The sequence below is a fragment of the Gordonia sp. NPDC003504 genome (assembly GCF_053587995.1).
In genome coordinates this window covers 328569-344156 of record NZ_JBSFPC010000003.1, presented here as the reverse complement: position 1 = coordinate 344156, position 15588 = coordinate 328569, and the positions used below count along the sequence as shown (strand labels likewise).

General features: G+C 67.2%; 11 protein-coding genes. 4 read left to right on the top strand and 7 right to left on the bottom strand.

What is annotated here, in order from left to right:
• Positions 1-39 precede the first annotated feature (39 nt).
• Both ACWDPV_RS09100 and ACWDPV_RS09095 read right to left on the bottom strand, forming a co-directional pair.
• Positions 40-1317 (bottom strand): alpha-hydroxy-acid oxidizing protein, encoded by a 1278-nt coding sequence (locus ACWDPV_RS09100; protein ID WP_449742660.1) that lies wholly within the window; start codon positions 1315-1317, stop codon positions 40-42.
• A 162-nt stretch (positions 1318-1479) separates the two neighbouring features.
• On the bottom strand, positions 1480-2100 hold the full coding sequence (locus tag ACWDPV_RS09095; RefSeq protein WP_449742659.1) for a LysE/ArgO family amino acid transporter: 621 nt from the start codon (positions 2098-2100) through the stop codon (positions 1480-1482).
• 71 nt (positions 2101-2171) lie between these two features.
• Between ACWDPV_RS09095 and ACWDPV_RS09090 the strand changes: the two genes are divergently transcribed.
• Entirely contained in the window at positions 2172-3095 is a 924-nt protein-coding gene (locus ACWDPV_RS09090) for a LysR family transcriptional regulator ArgP (RefSeq protein WP_449742658.1), read from the top strand.
• 19 nt (positions 3096-3114) lie between these two features.
• Here ACWDPV_RS09090 and ACWDPV_RS09085 read toward each other — a convergent pair whose 3' ends face one another.
• Both ACWDPV_RS09085 and ku read right to left on the bottom strand, forming a co-directional pair.
• Positions 3115-4521, bottom strand: a complete 1407-nt coding sequence (locus tag ACWDPV_RS09085; protein ID WP_449742657.1) for an MFS transporter — start codon at positions 4519-4521, stop codon at positions 3115-3117.
• Between the two features lie 103 nt (positions 4522-4624).
• Complete coding sequence (gene ku / locus ACWDPV_RS09080; protein WP_449742656.1) at positions 4625-5551, bottom strand: non-homologous end joining protein Ku; 927 nt, start codon at positions 5549-5551, stop codon at positions 4625-4627.
• A 75-nt stretch (positions 5552-5626) separates the two neighbouring features.
• Here ku and ACWDPV_RS09075 point away from each other — a divergent pair, with 75 nt between their 5' ends.
• On the top strand, positions 5627-8047 hold the full coding sequence (locus tag ACWDPV_RS09075) for an ATP-dependent DNA ligase (RefSeq protein ID WP_449742655.1): 2421 nt from the start codon (positions 5627-5629) through the stop codon (positions 8045-8047).
• Between the two features lie 37 nt (positions 8048-8084).
• Positions 8085-8855 (top strand): dienelactone hydrolase family protein, encoded by a 771-nt coding sequence (locus ACWDPV_RS09070; protein ID WP_449742654.1) that lies wholly within the window; start codon positions 8085-8087, stop codon positions 8853-8855.
• A 271-nt stretch (positions 8856-9126) separates the two neighbouring features.
• Here the strand turns inward: ACWDPV_RS09070 and ACWDPV_RS09065 are convergent, their stop codons facing one another.
• The gene (locus ACWDPV_RS09065) at positions 9127-9972 is read right to left on the bottom strand and encodes an SDR family NAD(P)-dependent oxidoreductase (protein ID WP_449742653.1); all 846 of its coding nucleotides are present in this window, start codon (positions 9970-9972) and stop codon (positions 9127-9129) included.
• 141 nt (positions 9973-10113) lie between these two features.
• Here ACWDPV_RS09065 and ACWDPV_RS09060 point away from each other — a divergent pair, with 141 nt between their 5' ends.
• Positions 10114-10851, top strand: a complete 738-nt coding sequence (locus tag ACWDPV_RS09060) for a metallophosphoesterase (protein ID WP_449742652.1) — start codon at positions 10114-10116, stop codon at positions 10849-10851.
• An 11-nt stretch (positions 10852-10862) separates the two neighbouring features.
• Here ACWDPV_RS09060 and ACWDPV_RS09055 read toward each other — a convergent pair whose 3' ends face one another.
• Positions 10863-13661 (bottom strand): hypothetical protein, encoded by a 2799-nt coding sequence (locus tag ACWDPV_RS09055; RefSeq protein WP_449742651.1) that lies wholly within the window; start codon positions 13659-13661, stop codon positions 10863-10865.
• A complete protein-coding gene (locus ACWDPV_RS09050) occupies positions 13658-15427 on the bottom strand; it encodes an HSP90 family protein (protein ID WP_449742650.1) in 1770 nt (589 codons plus the stop codon). The genes ACWDPV_RS09055 and ACWDPV_RS09050 overlap by 4 nt, the downstream gene beginning before the upstream one ends.
• Positions 15428-15588 lie beyond the last annotated feature (161 nt).

Genomic DNA, 15588 nt, shown 5'->3' with positions numbered 1-15588 from the left:
TCGCCACTGTGAGGCCCTCGGTCATCCGTCCGGCGGGCCTCACAGTCGTTTCAGCACACCGGCATCGAGTTCCGCGACGCTGGTGTGCCCGGACAGTCCGAGGGTGAGGTCGAGTTCGGCGATGATGTTGGCCACCGCATCCTTCGCACCGGCGGCACCGGCGATCGCCAGTCCGTACATGTGCGGGCGTCCGATGCAGACGGCGTCGGCACCGAGCGCGAGCGCCTTGAAAACGTCTGCGCCGGTATAGATCCCGGAATCAGCGAGAACAGTGCACCGCCCGTCGACGGCGGGTGCGATGTCGGCGAGCGCATCGATGGAACTGATCTCACCGTCGATCTGACGGCCTCCGTGATTGGAGACGATGATGCCGTCGATGCCGGCGTCGACGGCCATCCGCGCGTCGTCGGGATGCAGGACACCCTTGAGGACGATCGGCAGCGACGTCCGCTCCCGCAGCGACGCGATCTCGGTCCAGCTCAGCGACGGCCGCGAGTAGATGTCGAGGAAGGTCTGCACCCCAACGCGGGGCTCCGGCGCAATGATGTTGCGTAGCAACGATCCCGGCGTGTTCCGCGCGATGGAGAACAGGGTCTTGAGAGCACCGAGGGAGATCTCGGGCTTCTCCGACGGACCGGCGGCGCGCTCGGCGACGATCTCGGCGAAGCGCGGATCGGAGGTGTACTGCGCGATCCCCTCGGCCCGGGCGAAGGGCAGCGAACCGAGGTTGAGGTCCTGAGGCCGCCAGCCGAGCATCGTGGTGTCGAGAGTGACGGCCACCGCCTGCGCACCACACCGCTGTGCACGTGCGAGCAGCGAGTCGACGAGGTCGTCGTCGGTCGACCAGTACAACTGGAACCACCGGGGCGCCCCGGGTCGCACCCGGTCCATCTCGGCGGCCACCGTCTCCATCGGGGCGCTGCCCTGATTCGAGAAGATATAGGGCACACCGAGTTCGGCGGCGGCGTGCCCGATGTGGACGTCGGCATCACGCAGCGCGAGCCCACCGGCACCCACCGGTGCGAACAGGATCGGTGCCGGCAGCCGGGTACCGAAGAGGTCGACCTCCAGGCTGCGCTGCGACACATCACGCAGCACCCGCGGCACGATCGCCCACCGATCGAGGGCACTGCGGTTGGCGGTCATCGTCCGACCCTCACCGGCACCGCCCGCGATATAGGCCCATGCCCGTTCCGACATCGCCTTGCGGGCGCGGCGTTCGAGTTCGGCGAAGTCGGTCGGCACGACCGGCCGACGGTTATGGATACCGGCGGTGTAGATCTCGTTCTGACGTTCGCGTCCGGCGCCTGCGGTCATCGTCGACCTCCTGCCTCGATGATGGTGTGCGCACCGATCACACCACGGCATCGACGAACAGCGTGACATCGGGGCAGGACACCGGGGCAGGACATCGGGGCGGTGGCCCCAGTGCCGGGGCACCAGGGCGGTGACACCAGGGCAGGCATCGGGGTGCGCGTGTCACACAGACGCGATCAACGCGGCGCCCATACCGATCATGATGACGGCGACGACGGCGTCGAGGATGCGCCACGCGTGCGGTTTCGCGAACAGGGGAGCCATCCGCCGGCTTCCCCCACCGAGGATGGTGAACCACAGGATGCTCGCCATGCAGGCGCCGATGGCAAAGGCCCACTTGCCGTTTCCATGTCCGTTGGCGATCGCGCCCATGGTCAGCACGGTGTCGAGGTAGACGTGCGGGTTGAGCCAGGTAAGTGCCAGGGCGGTACCGATGGCCATCCAGCGCGACGTGTTCGCCGCCTCGCCGGTATCGGTGGTCATCCCGGTGCCGCTGCGCAGGCTGCGCTTAGCGGCCATCAGTCCGAGCACGATCACGTAGGCGCCGCCGAGGAGTGTGGCCACGGTGATCAGCGTCGGATGTGCGCTGACCAGGGCACCCAATCCGGCGACGCCCGCGGTGATCAGCACGACGTCGGACACCGCGCACACCGCCACCACCTGGGCCACGTGGGCTCGGCGCACCCCCTGCCGCAACACGAAGACGTTCTGCGGGCCGATCGCGATGATCAGACCCGCTCCGGTCAGTAATCCGGCCAGGGCCGGCATCCAGAATGCGCTCATGTCTTCGACGCTACGAGCGCGCCGAACCCGCGTACAGCGAATCTTTTTCAGGAATCATTAGAATCACTTATGTGGAGTTGGAACCGGACGGTCTGGAGACGCTGTCGGCGGTACTGCGTGAGGGAACCTTCGAGGCCGCCGCCCGGTCTCTGCACATCACACCGTCGGCGGTCAGTCAGCGCATCAAGGCGATGGAGCACGGCGTCGGACGTGTCCTGCTGAGACGGACGAAGCCGGTGCAGGCCACCCGCGACGGCGAGGTCGTGATCCGGCTGGCCCGACAGTGGGAGTTGCTGCGCACCGAGGCGGAGCTGGAGCTGGTCGGTTCGACCTCCGGCGACCACCCGCCCGACGATCCGGCCGCCGCACCGCAGTTGATCCATCTGCCGATCGCGGCCAATGCCGATTCGCTGGCCACCTGGCTGCTGCCGGCGCTGGCGCGTTTTCATCACTCGAATCCGGGTGCGGTGGAGGTGATCCGCGACGACGAGAGCCGCAACTCCGACTACCTGCGCAGCGGTGAGGTGCTCGGCGCCATCACGTCACTCCCCGATCGCATCCGCGGCTGCCACACCCAACCGCTCGGCTCGATGCGCTACATCCCGGTCGCCACACCCGATTTCCTCGCCCGCTGGATGCCGCAGGGCCCCACCGATGCCGCGTTGGCGCGGGCCCCGATGGTGCACTACGACCGACGCGACAACCTGCAACGCGAGGCGTTGCGTCTGCTCACCCGGATACCGAGCGATCCGCCCGCGATCTACATCCCGGCATCCACCGAGTACCACCGCGCCATCGAATTCGGGATGGGATGGGGCCTGACACCGCGCGTCCAGATCGCCGACGCCCTCGATCACGGCAGGCTGGTGACCATCACCGACCGGCGCGTCGAGGTCCCGCTCTTCTGGCAGTACTGGAAACTCGCCTCGCCGTTGCTGTCGGCACTGACCGAGGAGATCACCCGATCCGCCGCCGAGCACCTCACCGACGACTGACCCGGGGTGCCGCAGAAACTCAGGGCGCGGCGGGCGGGTCGTCCCGATCCTCCTGTGACACAACAGTATCGGGCTCGACGGTATTCGGCTCGACGAACGCCGCACCGGTCATCTCGTCATGCACCACCGCCGCCGCAACCGCCTGCGCCTCGTCGGTGAGCGGATGAGCCACCTCGTCACGCCAGAGCCGGGCGGCCAGATAGAACCCGACGGCGACGGGGACCGGGATGAGTCCGCACAGCACGAAGGTGGTGGTCACGCCGATCGCGTGACTGACCGGAGCGACCAGCGCCATCGACACCGGCATCAGCACCACCGAGACGAAGAAGTCGAGGCTGGCCACCCGGCCCAGCAGCGCCGGCGGCACCCGACGTTGTAACAGCGTGCCCCACAACACCATCGGGCCGTCGTACAGGATGCCGGTGAGGAATCCGGCGACGATGAACACCCAGGTGTGTTCGGCCACACCCATCAGCACCAGCGGCACCGACGACAGACTCCAGATGCCGAACATCAGAGTGAGATATCGGCGCGGCATCGGAATCGACGCGAACACGAACGAACTCACAGCGGCCCCGACACCGAATGCCGCGAGCACCAGCGAGTGATCGCCGGCCCCACCATTCACCCGCTCGCGCAAGGCAAACGGGATGAGCACCTCGATCGGTCCCATCGTGGCCAGCACCAGCACGGTCGCGAAGAACAGCGTCGCCCACAGCCACGGCGTGCGCCACATGTACACGAATCCCTCGGCCAGGTCGGTGAGCACCGAACGGACCACCGGACCACGCAGGGTGGCCGGGTCGCGACGGACGGCGACCGGCCGCATCAGCAGATAGCACAGTGCCGCACCGACACTCGCGATCGCGGCGATGATGGACGCCTGCGCCGGGGCGGCCACCGAGATCACCGCACCGGCGACCATCGGGCCCACCGCCTGAAACAGCACCGGCCGCGCGATTCCCTCGATTCCGTTGGCCGCCTGCAGCTGTGCGGGTTCGACGATCGCCGGCAACAGCGCCGAGTACGCCGGGTAGTACATGCCGGTGGTGATGCCACCGAGAATCGCGGCGATCACCACGATCGGCAACGTCAGCACCCCGGTGAGTGCGCAGATCGCCACCATGCCGAACGCGATCATCTTGACGATCTCGAGGCCGACGATGATCGACCGCTGGGAGACGCGGTCGGCGAGTACGCCTCCGAACAGCGTCGAGATCACCATGCCGGTGGCCGCCAGGCCCGACGCCAACGACACCTGCCCGGGGCCGCCGCCGATCTCGATGACCTGCCACACCACCGTCACGGTCCACACGCCGTCGGAGAACAACGCCAGCATCAACCCGAACACCAGCCGCCGGTACTGGGCACCGGAGAACGGGCGCAGCACCCGGGGCAGCGACGAGGTGGACACCGAGGAACTCACCTCACGAGCTTGCCTCACACGTTCGGATCAGGACAGTCGATTTCCGGGCGCCGGGCCGGCGCAACCTCCGCGGCACCACCACCGCGGCACACCCTCGCGCCGGTCAGCTCGCCCGCCGGGAGGCCTTCTTGGCGGGCGCCTTCTTGGCCGCGGTTTTCTTCGCCGGGGTTTTCTTGGCGGGCGCCTTCTTCGCGGCGGCCTTCTTGGCCGGGGCCTTCTTCGCGGGCGCCTCGTCCCCGTCGGTATCGGCCGACCGGTCCTTCACCGACGCCCGCAGCGCCGCGAGAAGGTCGGCGACCTCGGAGTCCTCGTCGGTCTCGGAGTCGTCGTCGGACTCGGGGAAGGCCTGCTCACCGCCGGCCTTGGCGTCGATGAGCTTGCTCAACTCCTCCTGGTAGGTGTCGGAGAACTCGCTCGGGTCGTAGTCCTGGGCCATCGAGTCGATCAGCGACGACGCCATCTGCAGTTCCTGATCCCGGATCTCGATGTCCTCGCCGAGGAAACCGAAGTCGGGTGTGCGGACCTCGTCGGGCCACAGCAGGGTCTGCAGGGTCATCACGCCCGGATCGATGACGCGCAGCGCCGCCATCCGCGTCCGGTTGCGCAGGGTGAACGACGCGATCGCCAGGCGCTCGGTCTCCGCGAGCGCCTTCGCGAGCAGCACATACGCCTTCGGGGATTTCGAGGACGGCTCGAGGTAATAGGGCTTGTCGAAGTAGATCGGATCGACCTGATCGACAGGGACGAACTCCAGGATCGAGATCTCCGGGCTCTTCTGCACCGGCAGCGACGACAGGTCGTCCTTGGTGAGAATCACCGTGTCCCCCGCCGACGACTCGTAGGCGTTGGCGATGTCGGAGAACTCCACCTCGGTGTCGGTGCCCTCACGCACCCGCCGATAGCGGATGCGGGTGCCGTCGGACGAGTCGACCTGATAGGACTTGCGGTCGTGACTCTCCGTGGCGGAGTACACCTTGACGGGCACGTTCACCAGGCCAAAGCTCAGATCGCCCTTCCATATCGAGCGCATGGTCGCCATTGTGCCATCCCCCGACGGCATCCGCGGCCTGCCGCGCGTAACAGATCGACGTGGCACGCTTGATTCATGGTGGGTGGACAGAGCCTCGAGGTGGACGGTCGCACGATCACGGTGACCAATCTGTCCAAGGTCCTCTACCCGCAGACCGGGACCCGCAAGTTCGATGTCATCGACTATTACGCACGCATCGCGCACGTCATGCTGCCGCATCTCGCACGACGTCTGATCACCCGGAAACGCTGGCCCAACGGTGTGGATTCGACACCTTTCTTCGAGAAAACGGTGCCCGAAGGGGTACCCGACTGGGTGAGTCGGCACGGCGTCGAACACAGCAGCCGGATCATCGAGTACGTCATCGCCGACTCCCCCGCGACCCTGGTGTGGCTGGCGCAGATGGCCGCCCTGGAACTGCACACACCGCAGTGGCGGCTTCCCGAGCACGGACCCGCCGACGCCCCGGATGCGTGCAAGGCCAATCGGGTCGTCTTCGATCTCGACCCCGGTCCCGGTGTGCCGCTGCGTGAGGTCGCCGAGGTGGCCGGCGCCGTCCGCGAGATGCTCGACGACGTCGGAATCGCCTGCTATCCGGTGACCAGCGGCGGCAAGGGAATTCACGTGTACGGCCGGTTCAACACGCCGGTCTCGCCGGATTCGGCGCGCAAGGTCGCCCACCGGGTCGCGTCGACGCTGGAGTGGGAGCATCCCGACGCGATCACCGCGTCGATGTCGAAGGCCAAGCGCGACAACAAGATCTTCATCGACTGGAGTCAGAACAGCGCATCCAAGACCACACTCTCACCGTATTCGTTGCGCGGCCGCGAACAGCCGTGGGTGGCCGCGCCCCGCACCTGGGCCGAACTCGCCGACCGCGACATCACTCAACTGCTCTACACCGACGTCCTCGAGCGCGTCGAGGAGGACGGCGACCTGCTCGACGGACTCGACGACCCGTACGACGATGCCGACAGCACCGTCGCCGGCCACCACGATGACGACGACGCGGATGATGCCGACACGGGCGGCGGCACGGACGGCGACACGCCGCGTTCCGGCCAGGTCATCAACCTGCGCGATTACCGGCGCAAGCGTGACTCGTCGGCCACCCCCGAACCGTTCGGCGACGAGAACACGGCCCGGCGTCGCGCCCAGTCGACCGACACCGCCGCGGCGGAGCCGATCTTCGTGATCCAGGAGCATCACGCCCGCCGGCTGCACTACGACTTCCGCCTCGAACACGATGGGGTGCTGGTCAGTTGGGCGGTGCCGAAGAATCTGCCGACCGATTCCGACCAGAATCGGCTCGCCGTGCAGACCGAGGATCACCCGTTGGACTACGCCGATTTCGCCGGTGACATCCCGACAGGCGAGTACGGCGGCGGGCATGTGGAGATCTGGGATCGGGGCACCTTCGAGACCGAGAAGTGGCGCGCCGACGAGATCATCGTGCGACTCAAGGGCGATCGCATCCAGGGCCGCTACGCGCTGATCCGCACCGGCGACAAGAACTGGCTCGCCCACCTGATGAGCGACGAACCGCGCCCGATCCTCCCGGACAGCCTGCGTGATCCACGGCCGATGCTGGCCACCGACGAGCCGATCGACGGCCTCGACAACGAGAAGTGGGCATTCGAAGGCAAGTGGGACGGGTACCGGCTGCTCATCCGCTCGATCGGTGGCGAGTTCCGCCTGACGTCGCGTTCGGGCCTCGACATGACCAAGGACTTTCCCGAACTCGCCTCCATCGCCGATGATCTCGGTCTCATCGACGCGGTTCTCGACGGCGAGGTGGTGGCGCTGGACTCGTCGGGCCGCACCAACTTCACCCTCCTCGCCGGACGTAACGCCACCGACGCGGACTACACCCTCAAGCTGTATCTGTTCGACGTGCTGTATCTGAACGGAACGTCGTTGCTGCGCAAGCCGTGGTCGCAGCGGCGCGAGCTCCTCGAGGAACTCGCGCCCGCTTTCCGTCATTCGCGCTACGTCGAGGTGCCACCGCTGTTGCCGGGTCCGGGTGCGGTGGCCGCCGAGTACAGTCGCGAACATCAGATGGAAGGCGTTGTGGCCAAACGTCGTTCGTCGGTGTATCAGCAGGGTAAGCGATCGTCGTCGTGGCTCAAGCACAAGAACTGGAGTGACATCGAGGTCGTCATCGGCGGCTGGCGACCGGGGCGTGGCAACCGTTCACATACGATCGGTTCGCTGCTGCTCGGCCTGCCCGAGGAGACCGGGCTCCGGTATGTCGGCCGGGTCGGAACCGGGTTCACCGAAGCCCAATTGTCCTCTCTTGCCGAGGAACTCGAGCCGCTGACGATCAGTCGCTCACCATTTCTGGACAAGATCGACCGTCCGGTCGCGGCCAACGCCGTGTGGGTGCTCCCCAAGATTGTCGGCGAGGTGCGATTCATGGACTGGACCAGCACCGGCCACCTTCGCCATCCCAGCTGGCGCGGTATCCGGCGCGACAAACTTCCCGGGGATCTCTGACCTCCCGGTTCACATCACCGTTCGAAAGGAGACATCGATGTCCGCACCAACCAGCGAGATGATCACCCTGGCCATGCCCGACGGCACAGCCGAAGCCTATGTGGCACGCCCGGATTCCGCGCCGGACGGGTCCGTCCGGCGGGGCGTGTTGTTCTTCATCGACGCCATCGGGTTGCGCCCACAGACCCGCGCCATGGCCGACCGCATCGCCTCCTGGGGATACGTCGTGTTGGTACCCAACGTCTTCTACCGCAGCGGCACCGCCGCGCAGACCTCCCCGTCAGAGCCGCTGTCGGATGCCGACGCCCGAGCGGCGTTCATGGCCGAGGCGATGCCGCGGGTGCGTGATCTGACCCCCGATCTGGCCACGGGTGACATTGAGGCGTATCTGGATGCACTGCACGCACTTCCGCGTGTGGCTTCGGGACCCGTTGCGGTGACCGGCTATTGCATGGGCGGACGCCTGGCCCTGCTGGCGGCGGCAACCCGGCCCGATGACGTGGCCGCGGTCGGCATGTTCCACACCGGGCGACTGGTCACCGACGATCCGGACAGCCCGCATCTGCACCTGGACACCGTCACCGCCGAGATCCTGGCGATCCACGCCGACCACGACCGGTCGATGGATCCGGAGGCGATCGCCAAACTGGAACATGCGCTCACCTCGGTAGGTGTCACCCATCACACCTCCGTGTATCCCGGTGCGCCGCACGGATACACGATGGCCGACACCCCGATGTACAACCACGATGCGGCCGAGTATCACTTCGTCGAGCTGGAGAGACTCCTAGAACGCACACTGGGGTGATGCCCGGCAGCTCCATGTCGGCGCGAACATCGGCGGGCACGGCGATGTCCGGGTCGGCGATGTCCTGTGTCGGCGATGTCCGGGGACAACGGCAGCCGAGTAGGGTCGGCCCTGCGTGAGCTGCGCCGGTACCCCTCGTCGAGCCGAGGAATCCATTGCGGCGTCTCGTAGGTGACCGGCTCAAGTGTCGCCATGTCTCCGCGACAGCGACAAATACTGCAGAAGTGTCGCCATCATGCCCGCCCGTGCCGCGATCGAACCTTCGCGATCCCTACAGACCCTGCCGTTTCCGTTGTCCGGCAACGAACCTCGCGGCCATCGTCTGCATCAGGCCCGGTGCGAGCCGGGAGAACCGCCACGCCATCCGCGCCTGGACGGGCACCACCAGCAGTGGGCGATTGCGCGTGATGGCATCGAGTGTCTCCGCAGCCAGCCGCGCCGCCGGATACGGCGTCGAGATCCCTTGTCCGGAAAGATAATAAGCGCGTCCGTCGAAGCCACCGACGCCGTCGGCGTCGAGCATCGGTGTCTCCACCGCGGCCGGACACACGGCCAGCACCCCGACTCCGTGCGCGGCCGCCTCGGTGCGCAGCGCCAGCGACAGCCCCACCACCGCATGCTTGCTCATCACATAGCTGGTCAACAATCCCGCGGCGGTCAGCCCGGCCATCGACGCGGTGTTGACGATATGACCCGATCCCTGCCGGATCATGTGGGGATAGGCCGCCGCGACACCGTGGATGACCCCTCGAATGTTGACGTCGACAACGGTGTCCCACTGCTGCACCGTCAGCATCTCGGTGTTGCCGCCGAGGGCGATTCCGGCGTTGTTGAACATCAGATCGAGGTGCCCATGGCTCTCGACCACCGAGTCGACGGTGGCGCGGACGGCCGCCGCATCGGTCACATCGAGGTGTGCGGCGCCCACATCACCGGGCAGCGCGGCGCAGGCGTCGGCCACCCGTTGCGCGGCCGTGAGGTCGATGTCGGTGCACACGACGTCGACGCCGGCGACGGCCAGTGCCGTCGTGAATGCCGCGCCGATCCCCGACCCACCCCCGGTGACGATCGCGGTCCGACCAGCGAAGGTGTCGCTCGCGCGTCGTCGTCGGACCATCGGCCAACTCTGACAGTGAGCCACACCACTGTCAATGTCGGCAGGTTGTCCATATCGCACTACGGGTGTCGCCCGACCCTCGGCGTGCCCGCACCAGGTCATACCGTTAGCCTCATGTGAGTCGAGGACCAAGGAGCTCGTGTGTTCGTTGTCGCCCACATCAGCGACCTTCACTTCAATGGGACGCGGTTCAACCGCGCCCGTATCGAGTCGGCCCTGAGATACATCAACGCACGCGCCGACGGACTCGATGTCCTCCTGGTGACCGGCGACGTCGCCGACGAGGGCAGTCCCAGTGAGTACGTCGAGGCCTACCGCGTGCTGGACTCGCCCCTGCCGATGCTCATCACCGCGGGCAATCACGACGAGCGCGGCAACTTCAGCGCCGAACTCGTCGGAGAACGGACCACCAGCGCCATCAACTCGTCGCTGCTCGTCGACGACGTCCTGCTCTTGTCGGTCGACAGTTCCATCCCCGGCCGCAACGACGGCTACCTCGACGACGACACCCTCGCCTGGATGTCGGTACAGATCGAGGCGGCGCCGCCGGACACCCGCGTGCTGGTGGCGTTTCATCACCCTCCGGTGACGATCGGTATGACGTTCATGGACACGATTCGTCAGACGGGCGAGGAACGTCTCGCCGAGCTCGTGGTGCGGTACCCGAACATCGTCGGATTCGTCTGCGGTCACGCCCATTCGGCATGCGTCACCCGGTTCGCCGACCGACCGCTGTGCATCGCACCGGGTGTGGCCTCCACGCTGAACCTGCCATTCGAGGGCACCGAGATCATCAACCGTGGTCAGCCGCCGGGGATCGCATTCCACCTGATCGACGGCGACCGGTTGATCACGCACTTCCGTGCAATCATGTTCTGACCCGTTCGGCGCTACTCGCCGTTCTGGGACTCCACGATGTACTCGCGGAACCCGAGTAGGTTCTCATCGTCGGGCGCATGCACGAGGGCTTCGTCGAGATGGGCGAGCGCCCGCGCGGTGTTGCCCTGTTCATGTTCGAGTCGGGCGCCGATGCGGCATGCGGCCACCACGACGGGCGTCCAGTCATTGGTTGCGCCAAACTCTTTCGCCCCGTCGATGAGGCTGCGTGCACCGTCGGGGTCGGAGAACTTGCGAACATCGGCGATCACCAGGTCGACCCGCACGCGCAGGGCGACGGTGTCGACGTCATCGGGCAGGGTCGCGAGGATATGCCCGGCCCGCGCCAACCGCGCTTCGGCGGTGGCGTGATCACCGATGTAGAAGGCGGCCGCACCCGCGCCCCGCAACGCATCAGCGGCGTCAAGTGATTCGCCGGCCTCCTCGAAAAGCACTGCCGCAGCGGTGTAATCGGCTCCCGCCGCGTCGTCGAGGTCGACCAGATCGTTCTCGTCGGCCCGGAACCGCAGCATGGAGGCCCGGATCGCGGCGGGGGTGTCGTCGGCCAGCGCATCGATGACCGCGGAGATCGTGGCGACCGCCTCGGTGTGCAGCCCGGCGCGCGCTTGGGCCGTGGCGATGACACGACGCCCGCGATCCGCAGATTCCAGGTCATCATGTGAGAGCAGCCGCTCGGTGGCCGGCACCGCGATATCGAGCACCGACCGCGGATCGTCTCCGCGGTCGAGCATGGTGCCCGCGAGATCGATGGCCACCGCGTCGGCCGGGTGGGCGAGGCCTTCCACGGTGAGCACGGCCTGTGCCTGCTCGGCGTCATCGATGGCACCGTCGAGATCACCTGTGGCCGCACGGATCTGGTGCCGGTACATCAGCACTTCGGCGCGCTGCACATAGCGCGAGTGGGCCAGCGCCTCGTCGAGCAGCGGCAACGCCCCCTGGAGATCGGTCTGCTGCTGTTCGGCCGTGGCCGAGCGAAGCACCTCGACGAGGCCGGTGCCGGCTTCGAGTCGTTGATCCGGAGTGGCGGCCGTGGCCAACGCGCGACGCGCGGCGACGACCGCGGCATCACTGTCCCCACCGGCGTCCTGCCCGGCGGCGTTGCGCAGATTCGCGCGCGCCCGCAACAAACCCGAGCGTATCGTCCATGCATCGCTCACCGGCGAGTCGTCCTCGTCGGTCAGTGCCTTCGCCTCGTCCGGGTCCCCGAGCGCGTTCAGGGCTCGATCGACGGAGTCCATCGCCCGGTCGCGGTCCCCGAGATTCGCGAAGACCATGGCTGCCACCTTCCAGATATTGGCCTGTCGTTGCGGTTCCCAACTCGGATCGGGACCCTGGAAATCGTCGAGGTCCTCGCGGGAGGCGGACCCCGATTCGATGGCCAGCGCGGTGGCGAGAAGGCGTGACTGCACCGCCCAATGCGGACGGCCCACCGCGACAGCACGATCGGCCGCGGCATGCAGTGCGGCGATCGCCGTCTCGGGATTCCCGCGCTCCTCCCAGGCAAAGTGGTTCTCCGCCTGCACCACATCGACGGGATCGAGTTCGTCGAGATGGTCTCGCAACCGTCGGGCACATTCCTCGGCGCGACGCATGGAGGAGTTGCGGAACGCGAATATCCCCGACAGCAGGCCACGCGCGTCGCGCCTGGAGACCGGGATGACGTCGGCGGCGGGGTGCCCCGTCGCCCGAATCGCCAGCACCATCTCGGTCTGCTCGGAGACGACGGTGCTGTGGTTGCGGACGTCGAACCGGGCGGCCAATGCGCGGGCCCGCCCGGCGAGGTCGTCGGCGAGCTCGGCCACCGGCCGCTTCTGCGGCGGCTCTGACAGCGACAGTCGTTGCGGCACCGTGGTATCCGGGTCGACCGCAGCGAGCGAGGCGAAGGTGGCCGCCAGCGCTGCCGCCTTGCGCAGCTCCTCCATCGGGCTGTACGGATTCACGAGGTCGTCAATGCGGCGCACCGCCAGTTCGTGTGCCGCGGCGAGTTCGTCGACGAGCAGCAACCCGACGATCGCGTCGGCGACGGTGGCGGGTGGTTGCGGCAGTCGACCGTAGACCTCGTCGATCGCGCGGGCCGCCCGGATCACGTCGCCCCGGCGGCCCTGCCGGGCGTAGGGCACGATGAGCGGTGCGTAGGTTTCGGCGGGAAAGAAGTTGCAGCGATTCCCGTCGTCGACGAGATCGGCCTCGACGAGGGCGATGGCCAACTCGTCGCGACCCATCCGGGCGTACAGTTCGGCGATCTCCGCCCGGGCCCCTGCCGCGCAGGTGTTCTCCGGTGCCGCGAGATACTGCGCATCGGCCAGCATCTCGATGGCGCGATCCGGATCTCCTTGGTACATGGCCATTCTCGCCTGGGTCAGACGCACCACCGATGCCGCCTCGTGCCCGTCGGCGGTGGCGCGCCGGGCCCAGTCGTCGGTGAGCGCGTGGATCTGTTCCACACTCATCTGCGGCAGTTCGTCGATCTGCTCGACGAGTCCGGTCAGGCGAATGTGCAGGGTGGCGATGTCGTCGGAATCCAGTTCCAGTGCAGGGCCTTTCGTGTCGATCTCACGAAGCAGCCAGGCGGACAGGGTGAGGACATCGGTCAGCCGGCCCGACCACTGAGCCGAGGCAACCGCCTCCAGGCGTGCATAGAACATCCAGTACGGATCGCCGATCGCGTCGGCGCGGGCGATCAGTGAGGGAAAAGGGGTGAAGTCCTCGTATCCGAACCGGGGGTCACCGTAGCGGGCGTACCAGAGGTCGCTGCGGAACTGGTTCAGATCGTCGGCGGCGTCGAGGGTCAAGACTTCTCCGTTCGGGTGGCGAGTTCGGCGAGGGTGGTCAGGGCATCGTCGACCTCGGCGGCCACCGAACCGCGAACCGGTCGTCGGGTGCGGATGGCGGCCTGTCCGTACAGGGTTCGCAGGACCGCGCCCTGCACCGTGGTGTCCGCAATGTGGTTGAGGCGTTTGATCAGCGGATTACCGGTGTTGAGCACCAACGCCGGCCGGGTGTCGACGGCGGGGGCGTCGTCCTCCAGGGAGGACAGCGCCGACAGCCAGGCGTCGGGTTCGCCGTCGACCTCGGCGAGCATCTGCGCACGATCGTTGGCCAGTTGCGCCGAGTCGTCGGTGATGAGCAGCGAGGCAAGGGTTTCCGGCTCGAAGGAGCCCAGTTCCACGCGGCATCCGAACCGGAGGAGCGCGGTGCGGGCGGCGTCGAGGAGGCGGGCATACTCGTCGCGGACGTCGGGTGTCGGGGTGGCGATCGTATTGAGCAGATACTCCTGGCCGATCACCTCGCAGGACAGATCCGGGTTGGCGCGCACCAACTCTCGGAGAACACCCGACTCGAATGCGTGTCCGGCGTTGATGAGTCCGACGCCGCGGTGGGCGAGGATGTCGCCGAGCACCCGGAAGTCGTCGACGCTCGCCGTGTACCGCATCGTGGTGAACCTGGCCCGGAAGGCCGACGGAGCCATCGCACCGAAGTTGGTCTCGAACAGGCAGTGCCGGTCGACGAACCGTAGGAGCTCCGGTGTGCCGGTGGCGATCGCCTTGATGCCCATCTCGTGTACCGACAGGAAGCGTTCACGCACCGAGGTGTTGGTGCCCAGGCCGATCAACCACTCCTGGACCTGGGCGGCCAGGCTGTCCCGCACCTCGGTGAACAGTTCGTCCTTGACCAGGCCCTCGCGAGATGCGGTCAGCGAGAGCGCCGACGCGTCGACGACCAGTCGGACGAAGTAGGCCCAGTCGGGCAGCAGGTCCGGGACATCACCGACGGCCAGACCCTTCACATAACATCGATGGCCGGACCGGTGGGACGTGCCGGATGATCCCGGCCGCACGAACGCGACGCCGCGCAGTCCGGCCTGCCCGACCTCCACCTCGAACGATTCGAGCGGCGTGAAGCCGAATTCGTCCTGGCAGAACCCGATTCGACGGGCAGCGAGGTCACCGGCGTTCGTGCCAGGTCCAAAGGGGTTGGCCGGCATGGTGAGTGGCTCACCGTTGACCCGGATGGGAGTCGGGTGCAGACCCGCGTATTCGGTGGCGAGGGATCGCACGGCATCGGCACTCACCCACTTGTCCGAACCTCGCCGAACCCGAAGGGTGATGGTGGTCCCCGGTTCGGTCCGGTGTCCGGCATCGACCTCGAACGACCCGGTCATCGATCCCGTCCATCGCACCGGCGGGTGACCCGGCGCAAGCGAATCGACCGCTACCTCGTCGGCGACGAGGAACGCGCTGAGCATGCCGACACCGAATTGGCCGATGGTGTCCTCGGTGGAGAATCCGAGCTCGTCGCGTTTGGAGCTGCGACCGATGGTGCCGAGCAGGTCACGAATGACGTCGGGCGACATCCCCGTTCCCCGGTCCGTCAGTGTGAAGGTGTCGCCATCGACGTCGATGTCGATGGCGCTGGTCGACTTTCCGGCCACGGTCTGTGCGTCGATCGCGTTCTGCAGTAGTTCGCGGACGTAAACGCCTGGATTCGAGTAGAGATTGGTCCCCAACACATCGATCAGGGAGCGCAGGTCCACGTCATAGCCACCCCGAATGGTCATGCGGGCCATCCTAGGGGGTGGCCGCACCGACGCCCGATCGGCGTCCGTTCACCCGAATGAACCCACCGAGCTGTCGGCGCGCCGTCGGAGCCGCCGCATCCCGCCGGTCGAGCCGCCCACCCCCGGTCGAGCCGCCGCCGCCCATTCGCCGGTCGAGGAGC

Coding starts and splice junctions, on each gene's coding strand:
- ACWDPV_RS09100 (WP_449742660.1), bottom strand. CDS start 1,317: ATGACCGCAGGCGCCGGACGCGAACGTCAGAACGAGATCTACACCGCC.
- ACWDPV_RS09095 (WP_449742659.1), bottom strand. CDS start 2,100: ATGAGCGCATTCTGGATGCCGGCCCTGGCCGGATTACTGACCGGAGCG.
- ku (WP_449742656.1), bottom strand. CDS start 5,551: ATGCGCTCGATATGGAAGGGCGATCTGAGCTTTGGCCTGGTGAACGTG.
- ACWDPV_RS09075 (WP_449742655.1), top strand. CDS start 5,627: ATGGTGGGTGGACAGAGCCTCGAGGTGGACGGTCGCACGATCACGGTG.
- ACWDPV_RS09070 (WP_449742654.1), top strand. CDS start 8,085: ATGTCCGCACCAACCAGCGAGATGATCACCCTGGCCATGCCCGACGGC.
- ACWDPV_RS09065 (WP_449742653.1), bottom strand. CDS start 9,972: ATGGTCCGACGACGACGCGCGAGCGACACCTTCGCTGGTCGGACCGCG.
- ACWDPV_RS09050 (WP_449742650.1), bottom strand. CDS start 15,427: ATGACCATTCGGGGTGGCTATGACGTGGACCTGCGCTCCCTGATCGAT.